Annotated in this window: 17 protein-coding genes and 1 pseudogene; 9 read left to right on the plus strand and 9 right to left on the minus strand. The window is 71.8% G+C overall.

Annotation, left to right across the window (positions count from 1 at the left end):
• The 9 genes and pseudogenes from VIP82_RS13435 to VIP82_RS13475 all read right to left on the minus strand — a co-directional run.
• Positions 1-408: pseudogene (locus VIP82_RS13435) on the minus strand (hypothetical protein); the annotation flags it as partial.
• Positions 405-929 (minus strand): hypothetical protein, encoded by a 525-nt coding sequence (locus VIP82_RS13440; RefSeq protein ID WP_331909403.1) that lies wholly within the window; start codon positions 927-929, stop codon positions 405-407. The gene VIP82_RS13440 and the pseudogene VIP82_RS13435, both read right to left, overlap by 4 nt.
• A complete protein-coding gene (locus VIP82_RS13445) occupies positions 926-1,699 on the minus strand; it encodes a 4Fe-4S single cluster domain-containing protein (RefSeq protein WP_331909405.1) in 774 nt (257 codons plus the stop codon). Before VIP82_RS13445 ends, VIP82_RS13440 begins: the two co-directional genes overlap by 4 nt.
• Positions 1,696-1,911 (minus strand): DUF2997 domain-containing protein, encoded by a 216-nt coding sequence (locus VIP82_RS13450; RefSeq protein ID WP_331909407.1) that lies wholly within the window; start codon positions 1,909-1,911, stop codon positions 1,696-1,698. Before VIP82_RS13450 ends, VIP82_RS13445 begins: the two co-directional genes overlap by 4 nt.
• A gap of 28 nt (positions 1,912-1,939) precedes the next feature.
• A complete protein-coding gene (locus VIP82_RS13455; RefSeq protein WP_331909409.1) occupies positions 1,940-3,562 on the minus strand; it encodes a Ycf46 family AAA ATPase in 1,623 nt (540 codons plus the stop codon).
• A 28-nt stretch (positions 3,563-3,590) separates the two neighbouring features.
• Positions 3,591-4,388 (minus strand): hypothetical protein, encoded by a 798-nt coding sequence (locus VIP82_RS13460; protein WP_331909411.1) that lies wholly within the window; start codon positions 4,386-4,388, stop codon positions 3,591-3,593.
• A complete protein-coding gene (locus VIP82_RS13465; RefSeq protein WP_331909413.1) occupies positions 4,388-5,203 on the minus strand; it encodes a hypothetical protein in 816 nt (271 codons plus the stop codon). The genes VIP82_RS13460 and VIP82_RS13465 overlap by 1 nt, the downstream gene beginning before the upstream one ends.
• 54 nt (positions 5,204-5,257) lie before the next feature.
• Positions 5,258-6,448 (minus strand): lactonase family protein, encoded by a 1,191-nt coding sequence (locus VIP82_RS13470; protein WP_331909415.1) that lies wholly within the window; start codon positions 6,446-6,448, stop codon positions 5,258-5,260.
• Positions 6,449-6,464: 16 nt separating this feature from the next.
• Entirely contained in the window at positions 6,465-7,751 is a 1,287-nt protein-coding gene (locus VIP82_RS13475; protein WP_331909417.1) for an adenylosuccinate synthase, read from the minus strand.
• Positions 7,752-7,859: 108 nt separating this feature from the next.
• Between VIP82_RS13475 and VIP82_RS13480 the strand changes: the two genes are divergently transcribed.
• The 9 genes from VIP82_RS13480 to VIP82_RS13520 all read left to right on the plus strand — a co-directional run.
• The gene (locus VIP82_RS13480) at positions 7,860-8,723 is read left to right on the plus strand and encodes a hypothetical protein (protein WP_331909419.1); all 864 of its coding nucleotides are present in this window, start codon (positions 7,860-7,862) and stop codon (positions 8,721-8,723) included.
• Between the two features lie 109 nt (positions 8,724-8,832).
• On the plus strand, positions 8,833-10,143 hold the full coding sequence (locus VIP82_RS13485) for a diguanylate cyclase (RefSeq protein WP_331909421.1): 1,311 nt from the start codon (positions 8,833-8,835) through the stop codon (positions 10,141-10,143).
• Positions 10,144-10,355: 212 nt separating this feature from the next.
• Positions 10,356-11,564, plus strand: a complete 1,209-nt coding sequence (locus VIP82_RS13490) for an LLM class flavin-dependent oxidoreductase (RefSeq protein ID WP_331909423.1) — start codon at positions 10,356-10,358, stop codon at positions 11,562-11,564.
• A complete protein-coding gene (locus VIP82_RS13495; protein WP_331909425.1) occupies positions 11,561-12,955 on the plus strand; it encodes an NtaA/DmoA family FMN-dependent monooxygenase in 1,395 nt (464 codons plus the stop codon). The genes VIP82_RS13490 and VIP82_RS13495 overlap by 4 nt, the downstream gene beginning before the upstream one ends.
• Positions 12,952-14,835 (plus strand): FAD/NAD(P)-binding protein, encoded by a 1,884-nt coding sequence (locus VIP82_RS13500; RefSeq protein ID WP_331909427.1) that lies wholly within the window; start codon positions 12,952-12,954, stop codon positions 14,833-14,835. The genes VIP82_RS13495 and VIP82_RS13500 overlap by 4 nt, the downstream gene beginning before the upstream one ends.
• A gap of 265 nt (positions 14,836-15,100) precedes the next feature.
• Complete coding sequence (locus VIP82_RS13505) at positions 15,101-16,717, plus strand: ABC transporter substrate-binding protein (RefSeq protein ID WP_331909429.1); 1,617 nt, start codon at positions 15,101-15,103, stop codon at positions 16,715-16,717.
• A gap of 37 nt (positions 16,718-16,754) precedes the next feature.
• Complete coding sequence (locus VIP82_RS13510; RefSeq protein WP_331909431.1) at positions 16,755-17,711, plus strand: ABC transporter permease; 957 nt, start codon at positions 16,755-16,757, stop codon at positions 17,709-17,711.
• 11 nt (positions 17,712-17,722) lie between these two features.
• Positions 17,723-18,700 carry an ABC transporter permease gene (locus VIP82_RS13515; protein WP_331909433.1) on the plus strand — a complete coding sequence of 326 codons (978 nt, stop codon included), beginning with the start codon at positions 17,723-17,725 and terminating at the stop codon, positions 18,698-18,700.
• Positions 18,697-19,997, plus strand: a 1,301-nt coding sequence (locus VIP82_RS13520) for an ATP-binding cassette domain-containing protein (RefSeq protein WP_331909435.1), incomplete at its 3' end; no start/stop codon positions are given. The genes VIP82_RS13515 and VIP82_RS13520, both read left to right, overlap by 4 nt.

Consider the following 19,997-nt stretch of genomic DNA (forward strand, 5'->3'; position numbering starts at 1 on the left):
GGCGCTCGAGCTCGAGCCGGACGCGGTTCCCGGCGAGCGGCTCGCCGCCCGGCCGAACGACGCGGCGCCCGCCTGCTCCGCGCGGTCGAGACGCCGCTGCCACATGGTGCGCAGCCATCCCGGGTTCACCATGAGCGCGACGAGCATGCCCGAGAGGTACACGATCGCGCGGACGAGCGGCTGCCACTGGCCCCAGATCTCGAGGCTGACGAGGATCGCGGCTGCGCCCCACACCACCCCGAGGATGATGAGGCGCCGGCTGCGCGAGACGACCCCGATGATCGAGAAGCCGAGCCACGTCACGATCGGCCCGGGAACGACCGTCAGCAGCATCCACGAGCTCATGCCCAGCATCCAGCCGATGCTGGGGGCGTCGGTGGCGGTCTTCGCGCGCGTGGTGCTGCTCATGCGTAGTCCTTCACGTCGAGCACCATCGTGACGGTGTCGTCGTCATCGCGCGTCTCGGAGACGAGCTCGAAGCCGGCGGATGCCGCGCGCTCGCGGATGCGCGCGGCGACCGTCTGCTGCACGCGGAGGGCGTAGGCGGCGTCCAGCCTCTCGACGAGAAGCGCGGCATCCGTCTCGGCGAGCTCCAGGCCGTCGGCACGGTGGAAGTGAGCGGCCCACACCCCCTCGGCCGATCGCGTCATCGCGAGTTCGACGCCGTCGATCACGGCGGTCAGATCGTCGCCGTCCTGCACGACGACGGTCGCGCCGATGTCGCGCAGCGCATCTGCGAGCAGGTCGGGATCCTTCATGCGCGTGCGCACCGTGACCGGTCGAGGGCCGTCCTCGCCGACGGCGTCCGTCTCGGCGCGATCGCCGCCGCGGGTTGCGCCGGTCTGGGCGAGCGCGCCGATGCCGCCTGCGGCGGTGATCGCGGTGACGGCGGCGAGCGCCGCGGAGATCAGGATCAGCGACACGCTCATCGCGCGGCCTCCGCTCTCGTTCGTTCGGGTGCGCCCGCCGCGATCTGTGCGGGGCTGTCGGCACGCGGGCCCAGGTCGTCCAGCAGTGCGGCGAGCGCGGCATCCGTCGCCCATCCGTTCACCGCGACGGTGCCGTCGCGGGCGATCCGCACCTCGAGCCGGTCGGCGCCGCCGTCGGAGGCGATGCGGCGCACGTCGTCGGCGTATCGGTCGGTGAGCGCGCGGATGCCCTGGTTGCGCGAGCCCACCCACGGCCGTTCGAGGTCGGGCAGATCGCGCAGGTACGGTCCGTCGCAGAGCAGGTCGGTCGCGTCCAGCAGGGCCGTGAGGTCGTCGCGTCCCGCCGCCGCCCAAGCGTTCAGGCGGTCGAGCGGATACCCGGTGAACGTCATGACGCCGAGGCCCGCCTCCCGGAAGACGCGAGCGACGGATGCCGCAGCCCCGGCCTGGTCGAACGGCTCGCCGCCGAGCAGCGTCACGCCTTCCGCACCCGCGGCTGTGGCGCGCTGCGCCCACTCCTCGGCGATCGCGCGTGCGTCGGTGACGACACCGCCGCGGTCGGCCCACAGCTGGGGGTTGAAGCACTCGGGGCAGTGCACGGCGCACCCCTGCAGCCACACGGCCGCTCGCACTCCCGGGCCTTCGGCCGCCGTGGCGGGGAGGAACCGCGACCACCGCAGCGTCTCGGCCGTCCACCGCGCGGGCGCGACCGTGCCGAGCAGCGAGGTCTCACCGCCTCGACCCGGTGATTCCGCGATGGCCTGGATCACGGGGCGCCGTCTGTCTGCTCGGCTTCGAGCCGACTGGTGTCGTTCACCGACGCGCTCGTGTAGTCCTCCGTGAAGCGCGACGACACGGTCTCGGCGTCCAGCAGCGCCTCGAGCGTCTCGATGTGGTCGAGACACTCCGGTCCGTGCATGCCGATGGTCTCCGCATCGACGGTGCCGTCGGCGCGGAGCCTCACCACGAGCTGCTTCGCCATGCTCTCGTCATCCTTCCGTCGTGGCCGGTCAGTAGTCGACGGTGCGGCCGCCGCGGCGCGACGACAGCGCACCCTCGGTGACGGCGCCGGTCAGCTCGGCGGAGTCCAGGTCCTCGGTGCCGGTGGCGCGCACCGCGCGCTCGGTCGCCCATGTGCGGATGCGCTGTACCTCCTCGGCCTGCGTCACGGCGAGAGGGATCATCGTATCGACCACCTGCCGCACCGCCGCGGCGGTCACCTCGCCCCGCGTGCTGAACCCTTCGTACAGCGCCGAGACGACGGACTGCTCGATCTCGGCGCCGGAGTGGTTCTCGCTCGCGGCGACGAGCGCGGCGACGGCGTCGGCGTCCGCTGCCACGGCTTCCAGACCGTTGGCGTCGGTCGCGCGCGCACGCAGCTGCAGGCGCCAGATTGCCTCGCGCTCGTGGGAAGTGGGCAGGTCGACGAAGAAGATCTCGTCGAAGCGTCCCTTCCGCAGGAACTCCGGCGGGAGGGCGTCGATGTTGTTGGCGGTCGCGACGACGAAGACCGGATGCCGCTTCTCCTGCATCCACGTGAGGAAGGTGCCGAACACGCGCGCCGTCGTACCCGAGTCGCCCTGGCCGGTGGTGTTCGAGAAGCCCTTCTCGATCTCGTCGACCCACAGCACGCACGGGGCGACGGCCTCGGCGGTCGCGATCGCGGTGCGCAGGTTCTGCTCGCTCGAGCCGACGAGACCCGAGAAGATGCGGCCGATGTCGAGCCGCAGCAGGGGGAGCCCCCACGAGGCCGCCGTCGCCTTGGCGGTGAGCGACTTGCCGCAGCCGGGCACGCCGGTGATGAGCACGCCCTTCGGGGCAGGAAGGCCGTACGCGCGGGCGTCGCCGAGCCACGAGCCGTCGCGCCTCGACAGCCAGCGCTTGAGGTTGTTGAGCCCGCCGACGTCGTCGAGGTCGATGTCGGCCTTCACGAACTCCAGCACCCCGGACTTGCGCACCACCTGGCGCTTCTCGTCGAGCACGATCGGCACGTCGAGCGCCGACAGGCGCCCGTCGTTCACCATCGCGCGAGCGAATGCGTTCTCGGCCTCCGCCATCGACAGGCCCAGCGCCGCGTGCACGAGCTGCTCGCGGGCGGCGTCATCCGCATCCACCCGGATCCGGCCCTCGCCCGACGCGTTGTTGTCGATCATCGTCTCGAGCAGCTCGCGGATCTCAGCCGCGGTCGGCAGCGGGAAGTCGAGCAGGTGCGTGACCTCGTCGAGCTCCGGCGGGATGACGCGCACGGGCGCGGTGATGACGAGGGTGCGCGACACGTCGCCGTGGCGGAACTCGAGCGCCGTCTCGCGCACCGTGCGCACGAGCGCGGGGTCGCCGGCGCGGTGCTCACCGCCGAAGTAGGCGTGCAGGTCGCAGAAGACGAACACGCTCGGCGCATCCACCCCCGCGACGTGCTGCAGCGCACGCGCGGGATTCACCGTGTTCGCGACCGAGGCGCCGTCGGGGCCGACCAGCCCGAGCGCCGCCGTCCAGGTCCACAGCGCGCGCGGGTGGCGCTGCGTCTCGGCGGCATCCGAGATCGCGCCGATCGCTCGCACCTCCTCGCCGGTCTCGATGTACAGCAGCGGAAGGCGCGCCTTGAACGCCTCGGTGAGAGTGTCGGCGAACGTCACGTCTGCTCCTTGTCGATGGGATGCCGCGTCATGGCGTCGGCGTGGATGTCGGGGTGGTCGAGGGCGCGGGGTCGCCCGCCGGCGTGTCGAGCGTGATCGTCCAGGACCCGTCGCCCGTGTCGGCGTCGACCTGGAACACCACGCGATCCGTGGGCTCCCAGGACGCCCGGACGTCGACCTCGTCGAACTCGTTCACGAGCAGGTCCCACCCGCCGACGGTCACGACGGCGACCATGAACAGGCCGCTCCCCGTGTGCTGGAAGCGCCCGCTCAGGGCGGCTCCCTCGTACATCAATACCGCGTTGCCCTGACCGGAGGCGGACTCGCCCATCGGCAGGACCTCCGGGGTCGTGACCTCGGCGGTCCAGTCCGTGAGTGACGGCGCGAACCAGAGAAGTCCGTCCTCGTCACCCGGCAGGACCAGGATGTCGGAGTCGGGGTAGAGCGAGCCGAGGTAGCCCGGGTACTGCCACTCTTCGGAGTCGGCATCGAACTCGACGCCCTGCTGCTGGTAGACCCGCACCCAGTCCGCTTCGCCGACGCCCTCCGGGTTGTCGACCATGAAGAGGGCGGAGTCTGCGTCGATCCGCAGGAAGCCGCCCGCCGCCGTGCCGTGGAGCACGCCGTCGACGACCTCGTACTCCTGCGGGTCGTCGGCGAGCCAGGGCTGGTAGGCCTCGTCGCCAGTGGTGCCCACGTACACCTCGCCCGTCCGCTCGTCGACGGCGACCTGCGGCAGCACGAGGAAGGCGACCACCGCGATGGCGATGGTGCCGACGATCCAGGTCACGAGCGAGAACCGCCGGATGCGTTCCACCCCTGCCATCAGGGGCTCACCCCCGTCGCACTCGGCGCCGATGTCGGGGTGGGCGCGCCGGTGGCAGCGGGCGCCGGCTCGTCGGCGAAGGCGATGGTCCACCCGGCGTCGTCCCACGCGTCGATCACGAACAGCACGGGATCGCCGTCGGCCCAGGCGATGGAGCGGTCGGTGGGCTCGTTCTCGCTGAAGACCTCGGTCACGCCCGCCGACGTGACCGTCTCGATGCTCACGCGTCCCTCGCCGCGCGTGCTGATGCGCGCCGTGGTGGCGGCCGAACCGAGGGCGAACACGGTCGAGCCGATGCCGCTCACCGTGCCCGAGCGTTCCTCGACCGGCGGCGTGGTGATCCGCATCCGCCAGCGCTCATCGCGGAACCCGTCGATCCAGAGCTCGACGTCGGCCTGCGGCACGATGACCCACTGCCCCTCGGTGGCGATGTAAGACTCGAACTCGGCGGGGCCGCCGTACTCGCCCTCGGTGAGGATCTCGCCGCCGGGGCCGGTCACCGACACCCTGCCGACGTACGTGTCGTCGAGTTCGGTGATCAGCAGCGGCTGTGCCGGGTCGAGACCGTCGAGCGCCACCATCGCGCCGTCGACGCCGCTGTACACGCCATCGCCCTCGTCGTCGGCGAGCACGGGGTCGGGGTTCAGCCAGGGCTCGTATCCGTAGTCGTCGGAGGCCGAGACCTCGTCTCCCGTCTCGGCGAGCACCGCGATGCCGATGAGGATGATCGCCACGACCCCGAAGATCCACACGAATCCGTTGAACGCGAGCAGACGGCTGCGAGCCGCTCCGCTCAGCGTCGTGTTCGAACTCATTCCCGCCTTCCGACCCCGACCAGGCTATACAACGGCGGGGGATCGACCCGACCGTCAGCGGATCGGCAGGAGGCAGGTCGGCGACGGCGCGTCGGCGCGGTGCCGCACGCGGCCGGGCACACCGGTGCGCAGGTCGAGGGTGAGCGACGCGACGTCGTCCGACAGCTGACCGGCGACGAGCAGGATGTCGCGCACCACGACGTGGTGCCGCGGCCAGTCGACGCCGGCGTCGACGAGGGCGACCGGAGCCACCTCGTCGCCCGCGCCGCGAACGCGGAGCGTCGCGAGGGTGTTGCTGCCGCGCACGCCCGCGTACACGAACTGGCCGTCGCGCGCGAGGGCCAGTTCGGCGGCGCTGTCGCCGGGAAGCGTGCCGGCCCCGAGAGGCGTGCCGCCGACCAGCCGCCAGGTGCCGTCGACCGACGGTGCAAGCACGAACAGCTCGCACGACAGCTCGGTCACGACGTAGAGGTGACCGCTCGGATGCCACACCATGTGCCGCGGGCCGCTGCCCTTCGGCAGCGTCACCTGCTGCACCGGCCGCAGGCCGCTGCCGCCGTCGCCGCCGTCGCGCCAGAACCGGACGACGTCGTAGCCGAGGTCGGTGGTCGCGATGAGCCCGCCGGGGAGGAAGACGGCCTGATGCGCGCGCGAGGGCCTCGCGCCGTCGGTCTCGGCGCCGGTCTCCGCCTCCGCAGCGACGTCGTGATCGGGCACGAGGTGCGCGTACTCGTCACCGGCGGCTTCCCGCAGGGCGCGCGCTGCGGCGACGAGGTCGATGTCGCCTGCCGAAGCCGGGGCGGAAGCGGCATCAGGGCCGTACGGGTCGACCGCCGCAGGAGCCGTGACCGGCGAGGAAGGCCGGCCGGCGGCATCCAGGTCCATCCGGATCACCCGGCCGTCGCCCCAGCAGCTGGCGATCAGGAAGCGGCCGTCAGGCGACACCGCGACGTGGCAGACCGCCTCGCCGGCGGGCACGGCGGCGCCGAGCGGAACGAATTTCGCCTCGCCCGTGCGGCGGAACGCCTGCACCTGCCGACGGTTCTCGAGCGCCGCGTAGACGACATCGCCCGGCGCCACGGTGTGCGGCGCGAGCCATGACGGCGAGTCGGCGGCGGCGACATCGCCGGCGAAGGCCAGCGCGCCACCCGCCGAGGTCTCGTCGGGGGCGCCGGCGAGCAGCATCCCGAGCCCGCTCGCGCGGCCGTCCATGTCGGCGGTGTACCCGCCCAGCAGGAATCTCATGTCGGACGGTGCCCGCTCAGTCGACGAGGTCGTGGCGCACGATCACCGCGTCGCGCGAGGCGCCGACGCCGATCACCGAGATGCGGGTGCCGCTCATCGCCTCGAGCGCGAGCACGTAGTCCTGCGCCTCGACCGGGAGCTCGTCGAACGTGCGGGCGCCCGAGATGTCGCGCTTCCAGCCCGGGAAGTACTCGAGGATCGGCACCGCGTGGTGGAAGTCCGACTGGTTCACCGGGATCTCGTCGAACCGCTCGCCGTCGATGTCGTACGCGACGCACACCGGGATCTGGTCGAGACCGCTGAGGATGTCGAGCTTGGTCAGCACCAGGTCGGTGATGCCGTTGATGCGGGACGCGTACCGGGTGATCGGGGCGTCGTACCAGCCGACGCGGCGCGGGCGGCCCGTGGTGGTGCCGAACTCGAAGCCGCGCGAGCGGAGGAAGTCGCCGTTCTCGTCGAAGAGCTCGGTCGGGAAGGGCCCGGCGCCGACGCGCGTCGTGTACGCCTTCACGATGCCGACGATGCGATCCAGGCGGTTCGGGCCCACGCCCGACCCGGTCGCCGCGCCGCCGGCCGTCGCCGACGACGACGTCACGAACGGGTAGGTGCCGTGGTCGACGTCGAGCATCGTCGCCTGGCCGCCCTCGAACACGACGACATCGCCGGCGTCGAGGGCCTCGTTGAGCAGCAGGCCGGTGTCGGCGACCATCGGCCGCAGGCGCTCGGCGTACGACAGCAGGTCGTCGACGACCTCATCGACGGTGATCGCGCGGCGGTTGAAGATCTTCACCAGCAGGTGGTTCTTCTGGTCGAGGGCGCCCTCGACCTTCTGGCGCAGGATGTTCTCGTCGAAGATGTCCTGCACGCGGATGCCGACGCGGTTAATCTTGTCGGCGTAGGCGGGACCGATGCCGCGACCGGTCGTGCCGATCTGACGCTTGCCGAGGAAACGCTCGGTGACCTTGTCGAGCGTGCGGTGGTACTGCGTGATGATGTGGGCGTTCGCGCTCACCCTCAGGCGCGACGTGTCGACGCCGCGCGCGTGCAGCGCCTCGAGCTCGGCGAAGAGCACCTCGAGGTCGACGACGACGCCGTTGCCGATGACCGCGTTGACGCCGGGAGACAGGATGCCGGACGGCAGGAGGTGCAGCGCATACTTCTCGTCACCGATCACGACCGTGTGGCCGGCGTTGTTGCCGCCGTTGAACTTGACCACCCAGTCGGTGCGCTCACCGAGGAGGTCGGTGGCCTTGCCCTTGCCCTCGTCTCCCCACTGGACTCCGACGATCACGATGCCTGGCATGGGCTACTCCCCCGTTATCGGACGGTTACACCCCATCCTATCGGGGTGGCCCGGACATGCCTTCCGAGGCGGTCCCGGGTGCTCGCAGACGGATGGCAGGATGGCCCGGTGAGTTCCCCGAAGCGCCGCGCCGCCCCCGAGCCTCCGCCGAGCCTGTGGCGCACGGAGGTGTCGTGGGTGACATGGACCCTCATCGCCGTGTCGGTGCCCGCCACCGTGATCGCGATGCTCCAGGCGGCGCGCGACCCGCACGGTGACACCCTGTGGGGCCTTCTGATGTTCATCCCACCGGGCGTCGTCACCGCGTACGCCGTGATCGAGCTGCTCTGGGCCCCGAGCCGGCTGCTGGCCGGAGCCATGTTCCGCATGCTGGCGATCCCGGGCGCTGCCGCGGTGGTCTCCACGGTGACGATCGCCATCACCTACGCCCTGCCGCCGGTGCAGCAGGTGCTCGCCGAGACGCGCGACTCGGACGGCTGGCACTACTGGCTCGGCGCCGACGAGGGCAATCCCTGGCTGCTGGCATTCCTGGCGGGCTACGGACTCGGCGCCCTCGTCGGGCTCATGGCCTGGGTGTTCGTCGTCCTCCCGGTGACGGCGTTCCGCCGTCCCCGCGAGTTCGCAGAGACCAACATGATGTCGACCAGGCGCGAGGACTTCGAGCACAACCGGCGGGCCGGCATCGCGATCTCGTTCTTGCTGATCCTCATCTTCGCGATCCCCTCGCTCATCGTCGGGGGCGCCGCGACCGCGAACGTCGACGACGTCGTCGAGCTGTTCGCCGATGCCGGGTGGGTCCTTCAGAATCCCTTTGAGAACCTCGGTGAGATCGCGTGGTTCATCGGGCTGCTGCTCATCCCCGTCGCGATCTGGCTGCTCTGGTACATCTACATCACGCAGCGCGTGGACCGTGCCGCGCGGGCGGCGTCCGGGATGCCGATGGGGCTGCGTCCGCCGCGCGACCGTGACTGACCGCCGAAGAATGCAGGCCTTGCGCCCTGATGACGTCGTGCTGCCCGGCGGGGGCGGGCGGTATGGTTCCAGCACCGGCTCTGACGACGGGCGCGGGGTGGAGGGTGGAGTGGACGAAGGCAGCGCGGAGACCCTCGCCGTGGGCGTCGTACGACTGGATGAGTCGGGCACGATCGCCGCGGCCAATCGGTGGTTCTCCGAGTGGGCCGGGGCGGCGGCGGATGACATCGTCGGCAGACCGATCGACGAGTTCCTCGTCCACTCCCGCGAGGATCTGCTCCCTCCCGACACCACACTGGGCCCCTGGATGATGCTGCACGCCCGAGAGCGCGACCGGGCCGTCATGATGACCCGTCAGCGTCGCGGCGCCGGAGAGGTGCTCATGCTGGCCGAGGCGTCCGAGCGGTTCCGCGCGCTGATCGATCTGCGTCGGCGGTATGCGCTGGCCGACCGCACCCGGACGCGCCTCGAGCTCGTGATGGACTCGTCCGTCGCATTCTCCACCGCGTCGACGGAGCGGTCTCTCGCGGAGATCCTCGCCGATACGACGGCCCGCGCCTATCGCGCCGAGGAGTCGACGGTGCTCCTGCGCCAACCCGACGGGACGAGTCGGATCGCTGCCGGACCCGACGTGCTGGAGGGCCGCATCGACGTCGATGCGCTCATCGGGATGGTGGCTGCACCGCGACGGGTGGTGAAGGTGGTCGGCGACGCGGCCGGTGAGCGCCTCCTGCCCGGTCTCGGTGCGGCGATGCGGGCCGCCGGCGTTTGCGCGTTCATCGCCGCGCCGCTGCATCACGAGGAGGCCGACTTCGGCTCTTTCATCAGCTGGTTCCACCACGAGCGCACGTTCGACGACGAAGCCGCTCCGCTGGCCGAAGCTCTCGCCGGTCAGGCGGCCCAAGCGCTCGCGACCCTCCGCCTGCAGGCGCGGCTGGCGCACGCTGCGACGCACGACGAGGTGACGGGGCTGCCGAACCGGCGAGTGCTCGAGAGCCAGATGGACGAGGTGCTGGACGGCCGCGGCTGTGCGGTGCTGTTCATCGACCTGGACGGCTTCAAGCATGTGAACGACCTCTTCGGTCATCAGGCCGGGGACAGGATGCTGCGCGACGTGGGCCGGCGACTGCTCACCGCCGTGCGCGCCTCCGACCTCGTCGCCCGGTACGGCGGCGACGAGTTCGTGGTGGTCTGCGAGATCGGCGAGCCGTCCGACGCGGTGGAGATCGCGGAGCGGATCCTCGACCTCTTCCGGGCCGAGCCGACGGGCTCCGTCACGCCGCTGAGCGCGAGCATCGGCATCGCGGTCGTCTCCTCCGGCAGCGAGCTCGTGGCCGACCAGCTGATCCGGCGGGCCGACCTCGCGATGTACCGCGCGAAGTCCGCCGGCGGCAACCGGATCGTCCTCGCGCAGGCCTGAGAGCCCGCCGAGGCGGAGCCGCTTCGTACGCCGCTTCATTACGCCGTCTGGCGCCGTGAGTCCTCCCGTGTCATCGGGCGTTGGACCGCTGCGCGCACCGAGGGGATCGTGAACGACGGATCGCTTCGGCGACGGCGCCGCCGTTCCCGATGGCCGGCATCGTCCGGGCCACGTGGTCCGCACGCCGCGAAGCGCTGAGAAAGGACGAACACGTGACCGACCAGGTGCACCTCGCCATCGCCCTCGAGAGAGCGGGCTGGCACCCTGCCGCGTGGCGTGAGGCCTCCGCTCGCGCCGGCGACCTGACCTCGCCCGCGTACTGGCGCGACCTGCTGCGCACGGCGGACGACGCCGGGATCGCGCTGGCCACGATCGAGGACGCCCTCTCGCTCACCGATCGCTTCGAGTCGGTCGACGCGCTCCGACGGGATCGGGTCCGCGGCCGGCTCGACGCGGTGCTGATCGCCTCGTTCGCCGCACCGCTGACACGGCGCATCGGGCTCGTCCCCACCGTGACGACCGCGCACCCCGAGCCGTTCCACGTCGCGACGGGCATCCAGACCCTCGACTTCGCCAGCCGCGGGCGCGCCGGCGTTCGCCTGGTCGCGGGCGCGTCCGCCGCGGAGCGCGCCAACTTCGGTCGGCGCACCTCGGGCGTCGATGCGATCCCGGTATCGGGCCGGGTCGAGGACGCCCCCGAGATCGTCGCAGCGTTCCGCGAGGCCGGCGAGTTCGCCGACGTCCTCTCGCGCCTGTGGGACTCGTGGCAGGACGACGCCATCATCCGGGATGCCGCCACCGGCCGGTTCGTCGACGCCGACCGCGTGCACAACATCGAGTTCGAGGGCGAGTTCTTCTCGGTCACCGGGGCTTCCATCGTGCCGCGCTCGCCCCAGGGCCGGCCGCTGCTCACGGTGCTCGCGCACCAGACGGTGCCCTATCGCCTGGCCGCCGAGCACGCCGACCTCGTCTACGTCACGCCCCACGACGACAGCGGGCTGGCCGGCATCCGTTCCGAGCTCGAGGCCGCGGCCGACGAGCTGCGCACCGGCGGCGAGCCTCTGCGCGTCTACGCCGACCTGCTCGTGCTGGTCGAAGACACCGGCGCCGCCGCGCGCAGCGCCGCCGAGCGCCTCGACGAGTGGGACGGGTCGCCGCTCGCCTCCGACGCCCGCATCATCGTCGGCACGCCCGGCGACGTCGCCGATGCGGTGCGGGAGCTCGCCGACGCCGGCGTCGACGGCGTGCGCCTGCGCCCTGCGCGTCAGCCCGCCGACGTGGTCGCGATCGCCGAGAAGGTCATCCCGCTGCTGCGTTCGACGCGCACCCTCCGCGAGGACGACGGCCGGGGCACCCTTCGTGCGCGGCTCGACCTCGCGCGACCCGAGAGCCGCTACGTCCGAGAGAAGGTCGCGCTGTGAGCCGCCCCGTACGCCAGGTCCACCTCGCCGCGCACTTCCCCGGCGTCAACAGCACCACCGTCTGGACCGACCCGACGGCGGGCAGCCAGATCGACTTCTCGTCGTTCGAGCACTTCGCCCGCACCGCCGAGCGAGGTCTCTTCGACTACGTCTTCCTCGCCGAGGGGCTCCGGCTGCGCGAGCACAAGGGACGCATCCACGAACTCGACGTGCTGGGCCGCCCGAACACGCTGTCGATCCTCGCCGCCGTCGCCGCGATCACCGAGCACGTGGGGCTGGTGGGCACGTTGAACACCACGTTCAACGAGCCCTACGAGCTGGCCCGGCAGCTCGCGACCCTCGACCACCTGTCGGGCGGCCGTGCCGGCTGGAACGCCGTGACGAGCTCCGACGCCTTCCACGGAGCGAACTTCCGCCGCGGCGGCTACCTCGACCATGCCGACCGCTACGAGCGGGCCCGCGAGTTCGCGGCGCTCGCGAAGGAGCTGTGGGACTCGTGGCCGCAAGACGGGGTGCGAGCGGATGCCGCGACCGGCGTCTTCCTCGACGACGGCGTGCCCGCACGGGTGCGCCACAGCGGCCCGCAGTTCGCCGTCGACGCGCTGTTCGACGTGCCCCGCTCGCCGCAGGGACGCCCGGTCATCGTGCAGGCCGGAGACTCGGCGGACGGCCGCACGTTCGGCGCCGAGCACGCCGAGGTGATCTTCTCCCTGCACACCGGGTTCGACGACGCCCGCACGTTCTACGACGACGTCAAGGGACGCCTCGCCGGGTACGGCCGCGAGGAGGACTCCCTCAAGATCCTGCCCGCCGCCACCTTCGCCATCGGCGACACCGACCAAGACGCCCGCGACCGCGCTCGGGAGGTCGCCCTGCAGCAGGTGCGCCCCGAGGTCGCCCTGACGTACGTCGAGCAGGTCTGGGGGCGCGACCTCTCCGGCTACGACCCCGAGGGACCGCTCCCCGACGTCGAGCCCGACACCGGCTCCGAGACGGCGCGCGGCTGGGCGAACCGGCACGCCGCGGTGCGGGCGCGCATCGCGAAGCTCCGCGAGCTGTCGGAGACCGACCGGCTCAGCATCCGCGAGACGGTCATCCGCCTCACCGCCACGCCTACGTTCGTCGGCACACCTTCCCGGATCGCGGCCGAGATCGACCGGTATGTGCAGGAGCGGGCAACGGACGGCTTCACGGTCGTGGGACATCTGACGCCGCACGGCCTCGACGAGTTCGCCGAGCGCGTCGTGCCGCTGCTGCAGGAGCGCGGCTCGTACCGCCGGTCGTACGAAGAGGGTGCGACGCTGCGTGACCTGCTCGGGCTGCCCGCGCCCCGCGCGACTGTGCCCCCCACGAGTCTGCCCCTCACGAGCCCGGCGCTCGCGACGCGATGACCGACCGCGCGCGCCTGCTGCTCGTCGGGGCCGGCCCGCGGGCGATCATGCTCCTCGAGCGCCTCCTGGCGCGCACCGACGAGCACACGCTGCTCGACATCGACCTCGTCGATCCCCACCCGCCCGGCGCCGGCCGCATCTGGCGGCGCGCGCAGTCGCCGCTGCTCAAGCTCAACTCGATGACGCGCGACGTCACGGTGTTCACCGACGACAGCTGCACCATCGACGGCCCGGTGCGTCCCGGCCCATCGCTGAGCGAGTGGGTCGAGCTGTGGCGCGCCGGCAGGCTGCCCGACGTCGACCTCGACGAGCTGTCGGCGGCCGAGGCGCGAGCGCTGGGTGCGGACGGGTTTCCGACCCGGCGCCTGCACAGCCACTACCTCGACTGGTTCTTCCGCACCACGGCGGCGAGCGCGCCGGCCGGCGTGACCATCCGGCAGCATGCCGACACCGTGGCCGCGGTGCGGCCGACCACCGGCGGACGCCACCTCGTCGTGCTGGCGAGCGGCACCGAGATCGTGACGGATGCCGTCGCCTACTGCCTCGGCCACACCGAGCGCGACCTCGACCCGGCGTCGGCGGCGCTGGCGGCGGCATCCGCCCGGTCCGGGCTCGTGTACGTGCCACCGGCGTTCACCGCCGACGCCGACCTCTCGGTGATCCCGGAGGGCGCCGACGTCATCGTGCGCGGCATGGGCCTGGCCGCCGTCGACCTCGTCGTCCTGCTGACCCAGGGGCGCGGCGGGCGGTTCGACCGGGCGAGCGACGGCGGCCTGCGCTACCTCGCTTCGGGCCGTGAGCCGCGGCTGCACCTCGGCTCGCGCCGGGGCGTGCCCTACCGCTCCAAGGTGACCTCGGCGCTGCAGGGCGACCCGCCGCAGCGCGAGGTGCTCACCCCCGAAGCCGTCGCGGCGCTCGTCGCATCCGGACGCCCGATCGACTTCGACCGGGACGTCTGGCCGCTCCTCGCAGCGGAGCTGATCCATGGGCACTATCGGGAGCTGTTCACAGGACACCCCGATCGGGTCTCGAGCACCTGGGCGGAGTTCCGTCCCGTGCTGCGCGGCCACGCGTGGGACTCGGCGGAACTCCGCGAGGCGATCGCCGCGGTCGTTCCCGACCCGCTGGACCGGTTCGACGTCGCGGCGTTCGACCGGCCGCTCGCCGACACGCGGTTCCGCGACGCGGAGGACGTGCAGCGGCGGGTCAGAGCGCACATCGCCGACGACCTGCGGCTGCGGACCACCCAGGAGCGCAGTCCGGCGCAGGGCGTCTTCATCGCCGCGCTGCTGTCGTTCATGGCGCTGTCCGAGATCCCGAAGGAGCGCTGGAACGCCCGCTCGCGAGCTCACAGCCTGCCCGTGCGGTGGCACACGTTCTTCAGCTACCTGGCGAGCGGTCCTCCCCCTCACCGGCTCGAGGAGCTGCTCGCGCTCTCGGACGCCGGAGTGGTGCGCTTCCTCGGCCCCGACATCTCCGTGACCACCGGGCCGGGCGGGTTCACGGCATCCAGCCCTCGCATGGCCGGCGAGACGGTCGCCGGGGCGCTCGTCGACGCGTGGCTCCCCGCGGCCGACGCCGCGCTGAGCGCGAACGACGCACTGCGCGAGCTCGTGACGGTACACGGCAGTGAGCTGCGGGTGACGGACGCGGAGTACGACGGGTCGCTCGGCCGCGTGCGCGTCAGTGACGACGGGCGCGTGCTGCGCCGCGACGGCTCGGCTCATGACACGCTGTTCGCCATCGGGCCCTTCACGTCCCAGACCGAGACCGGAGCCTTCACCCGCCCCGCCGCGGACTCCCTGTCGCTGCGGCAGACCGACCAGGTCGCGGGTGCGATCGCGGCCCGCCTCGGGGTCGCCGTACCCGTCGTCCCGTAACCGCCGCTCCGAGATCGCGAACGCGGCAGATTCCTGTGAGCGCCGCGTCGCGATTCGCAGCGCTCGCAGGAAGGTGCCGCACCAGGCGGAGCGAGGCGAGCGCGAACCCGGCGTATGACGCCGCGTGACGGCGTGTGAACACGCGCGACCCCGATTTCCGCCGTGTGACGGGGCCGATCGAGGTCTGCCCGGCCTCTCCGAGACGCTGAATCCACGAGCCCGGCAGCCTGCCGCGACCCGCCCGCCACAGCTTTCTGGAGACCCCATGTCGTTCACCCGACCCCGAACCGCCGCCCTCGCGGCGATCGGCGTCGTCGCGCTCGCGCTCACCGCGTGCGCGACCGGCGCCGGCGACGCCGCCCCGACCGCAGCCGCCGAAGCGGAGCCCGTCACGGGCGGCAACCTGACCTTCGCGATCTCGGTCGACAGCCAGTGCATCGACCCGCAGCAGGTCGGCAACAACGACGCGATCGCCATCGCACGGCAGACCGTCGCCTCGCTGACGATCCAGGACCCCGAGACCGGCGACATCCTGCCGTGGCTCGCCGAGGACTACGAGGTGAACGACGACGCCACGAGCTTCACGTTCACCCTGCAGGACGGCCCGACCTACGCCGACGGCGAGCCGATCGACGCGGCATCCGTCAAGACCAACTTCGAGGCGATCGTCGCCCTCGGTGCGAAGGCGACGCTCGGCTCGTCGTATCTCGCCGACCTCGAGAGCATCGACGTCGTCGACGAGCACACCGTGACGATCACCTTCTCGGAGCCCAGCGCCCAGTTCCTGCAGGCGACCTCCACCTTCTCGCTGGGCCTGCTGTCGCCCGCGACGGCCGCCGTCAGCCAGGCCGACCGGTGCCTCGGCGACTTCGTCGGCTCGGGTCCGTTCTCGGTCGAGAGCTACACGCCCAACGAGGGCGCCGTGCTCGAACGCCGTGACGGCTACGAGTGGGGCCCGTCGACCGCCGGCCACACCGGCGAGGCGTACCTCGACACCATCACGTACAAGGTGATCCCCGAGTCGGGCAACCGCACCGGCAGCCTGCAGTCGGGCCAGATCGACGCCACCACCGGCATCGCGACCGCCGACGCCGTGCTCTTCGAATCCGACGACTTCTGGTCGCTCAACCGCGCAAACCCCGGGTCGGTGTACAACCTGTACGCCAACCAGTCGACCGAGAAGCTCGCCGACGAGAGCGTGCGCCTCGCGATCCAGAAGGGCATCGACCGTGAGCAGATCACGTCCACGCTGCTCGGCCCCGACGACCTGCCCGCCGTGTCGCCGCTGGCATCGTCGACGCCGTACTTCACCGACCTCAGCGACGTTCTCGAGTACGACCCCGAAGGCGCCGCCGACCTGCTCGACGAGGCCGGCTGGACCGAGGGCGACGACGGCATCCGCGAGAAAGACGGCGAGAAGCTCAGCTTCCACGTGACCTACTGGCAGTCGCCCAAGGAGGTGCTCGAGCTCGTCCAGCAGCAGCTCCGCCAGATCGGCGTCGACCTGCAGCTCACCTTCGCGAGCATCGCCGACGTCACGGCCGCGAACGCCGACGGCACCTACGACTTCTCGTACGGCAACCTGACGCGGGCCGACCCCGACGTGCTGCGCACCGTGTTCTCGGTCAGCGGCACCAACAACGCCACCAAGCGCACCGAGCCCGCGGAGGTCGACGAACTGCTCGACGAGCAGGCCGCGATCATCGACCCGGCCGAGCGCCAGAAGGTCGTCGACGAGGCCGCGAGCCTGCTCGTCACGGGCGGCTACTCGATCCCGATCTACCAGCTGTCGACGACCATCACGGCCGCGTCGAAGGTGCAGGGGCTGACGTTCGAGGCGTCCAGCCGCCTGGACTTCTACGACGCCTGGATCGCCGAGTAGAGCCCGCACGGACATCGAGAGGATGAGGAGCGAGAACATGTGGGGGAGCTACGTCGCCCGGAGGATCGGGCAGGGCCTGGTGGTCCTGTGGGCCGCCTACACGATCTCGTTCCTCATCCTCTATCTCCTTCCGGGCGACGCCGCGACGCTGTTCGCGGGCGGAGGGGACCAGGAGGCGATCGACCCCGCGCTCGTGGCGCAGCTGCGCAGCGAGCTGGGGCTCGACCGCCCGCTGTGGGAGCAGTACCTCGCCGCACTCGGCAAGGCGCTGACCGGTGACTTCGGAACGTCGACGCAGACCGGGCGCCCGGCATCCGATCTGCTCCTCGAATCCCTGCCGCCGACCCTCGCGCTCACCGCGTTCGCGTTCGTGCTGTCGGTCGTCTTCGGCATCACCCTGGCTCTGGCGGCCTCGCTCGCCCGGGCCCAGTGGCTGCGCAACATCCTCTCGTCCCTGCCGCCCCTCGGCGTCTCGGTCCCCGTGTTCTGGATCGGCCTCCTGCTGCTGCAGGCGTTCTCGTTCCGGCTGCGACTGTTCCCCTCGATGGGCAACGAGGGGTTCGAGAGCCTCGTGCTGCCGGCCGTGACGATCGCGATCCCCTCCGGGGCGTTCATCGCGCAGCTGCTGTCGAGGAGCCTGCGCTCCACCCTCGCGCAGCCGTACGTCGAGATCGTGCGCGCCAAAGGTGCGAGCGAGCGTCGCGTGCAGCTCGGCCACGCCTTCCGCAACGCCGCCATCCCCGCGCTCACGATGGTCGGCGTGCTCATCGGCGGACTGCTCTCGGGGGCGGTCGTCACCGAGACGGTGTTCTCCCGCCTGGGCATCGGCCGGCTCGTCGTGACCGCCGTCAACAACCGCGACGTGCCCGTCGTGCAGGCCGTGGTCGTCTTCGCCGCCCTCGTCTTCGTCGTCGCGAACCTCGTCGTCGACCTCGTCTACCCCCTCATCGACCGTCGCATCACGCTCGCCCGCACGGCGTTCGTCGCGGCCTGACAGGAGCAGCCATGACCGTCGAGAACGTGCTCTCCGCCCCGGCGCGCACCGTCGAGCCGCGCGACCCGTTCATCGAGGCGTTCGTCGATCCCGACGCCGATCCCGGGGGTGGCCCCGCGGCCGCTTCGCGGGAGGAGGAGCGGACGGATGCCGCGGCCCGGCGCTCCGCGCTGAACCCCGTCGTCGCTGTGCTCACGCAGCCGACACTCGTCGCGTCGATCCTGGTGCTCGCGCTCGTGACCCTGTGGGCACTGGTGCCCGCGTGGTTCACCGCGTGGGATCCGATCGTCGGAGTGCCGCAGGACCGCCTGCTCCCGCCGAGCGCGGAGCACATCTTCGGCACCGACAACCTCGGCCGCGACCTCTACGCCCGCGTCGTGTACGGCGCCGCGACCTCGCTCGCCGCGACGACGGTGGCCGTCGTGGTGGGACTGGCTGTGGGTTCGCTGTTCGGCCTGCTGGCCGGGTTCCTCCGCGGTTTCGTCGACGACGCGATCATGCGCTTCATGGATGTGCTGCTGGCGATCCCCAGCCTGCTGCTCTCACTCGCCCTCATCACAGCTCTCGGCTTCGGCACGCTCAACGTCGCCGTCGCCGTCGGCCTCGCCAGCGTGGCATCCTTCTCCCGCGTCATGCGCGCCGAGGTGCTGCAGATCGCCACCGCCGTCTACGTCGAGGCCGCCCGCGTCTCGGGCGTGCGCTGGTACACCGTGCTGCGCCGGCACGTGCTGCCGAACGCGTCGGGACCGGTCGTCGCTCTCGCCGCACTCGAGTTCGGAGTCATGGTGCTCGCGATCTCGTCGCTGTCGTTCCTCGGCTTCGGAGCCCCGCCGCCCACGCCGGAGTGGGGCTCGCTCGTGGCGGGCGGTCGCGACTATCTCGCCGTCGCGTGGTGGCTGACCACGCTTCCGGGGCTCGTGATCGTCGCGGTCGTCCTGTCGGCCAACCGCATCTCTCGCGCCCTCGAGCGCAACGGAGGAATCCGATGACGGCGCTGCTGGAGGTGTCCGGTCTGTCGGTGTCGTACGCGCTCGGCGGCGTGCCGCGCGCTGCCGTCCGCGATGTGAGCTTCACCGTCGACCGCGGCGAGGTCGTCGCCATCGTCGGGGAGTCCGGGTCGGGCAAGAGCACGACCGCCCACGCGGTGATCCACCTGCTCGCCGGGAACGCCTCCGTCGACGCCGGCACCATCCGCTTCGACGGCGCCGATCTCACCGCGCTCTCGCCGCGGGCGTGGCGCGAGGTGCGCGGCCGCCGCATCGGCCTCATCCCGCAGGATCCGACGACGAGCCTCAACCCGGTCAAGCGGGTGGGTCGCCAGGTCGGTGAGCCGCTCGTCGTCCACGGCCTCGCGACCCGGCGCGGCGCCGACGCGCAGGCGGTCGAGCTGCTCCGCCTCGCCGGGATCGGCGAGCCCGAGGCCCGCGCACGTCAGTTCCCCCATCAGTTCTCGGGCGGCATGAAGCAGCGCGCCCTCATCGCGACGGCGCTGGCGGCCGAACCGCAGCTCGTGATCGCCGATGAGCCGACGAGCGCCCTCGACGTGACGGTGCAGAAGCAGATCCTCGACCACATCGACACGCTCGCGTCGACGCTCGGCACCGCGGTGCTGCTCATCACGCACGATCTCGGCGTCGCGGCCGACCGCGCCGACCGCATCATCGTGATGCAGCAGGGCGAGATCGTGGAGACGGGCCCCGCGCGGTCGGTGCTGGAGGATCCGCAGCATCCGTACACGCGCGCGCTCATCGCGGCGGCGCCGGGGTTGCGCGGGACGGCTGGTACGCGCGGCACCGAGTCGGGCGCAGCGCGCACGGCCGAGCGTGAGCCGCGGCCCACGGCGGATGCCGGTACCCCCGCTCTCCTCGAGGTGACCGGCCTCCGCAAGGAGTTCCCGCTCCCCGGGCGCGAGAAGCTGGTCGCCGTCGACGACGTGTCGTTCCGCATCGACCGCGGGGAGACGCTCGCGATCGTCGGGGAGTCGGGGTCGGGCAAAAGCACGACGGCGCGACTCGCGCTGCGGCTCGAGAAGCCGACGGCAGGCGGCATCCGATTCGACGGCAACGACATCGTCGCCGCGACGCGGGAGGAGCTGCGCACGTTGAGGCGCCGGTTCCAGCTCGTCTACCAGAGCCCCTTCGCATCGCTCGACCCTAGGTTCACGATCGCCGAGGTGGTCGACGAGCCGCTGCGCGCCTACGGCGTCGGCAAGGCCGAGCGTGCGCGCCGCGTGCGCGAGCTCATCGACCAGGTCGCGCTGCCGGCGGGGACGGCCTCGCGGCGCCC

The organism is Microbacterium sp. (assembly GCF_036566905.1).
Lineage (GTDB): Bacteria > Actinomycetota > Actinomycetes > Actinomycetales > Microbacteriaceae > Microbacterium.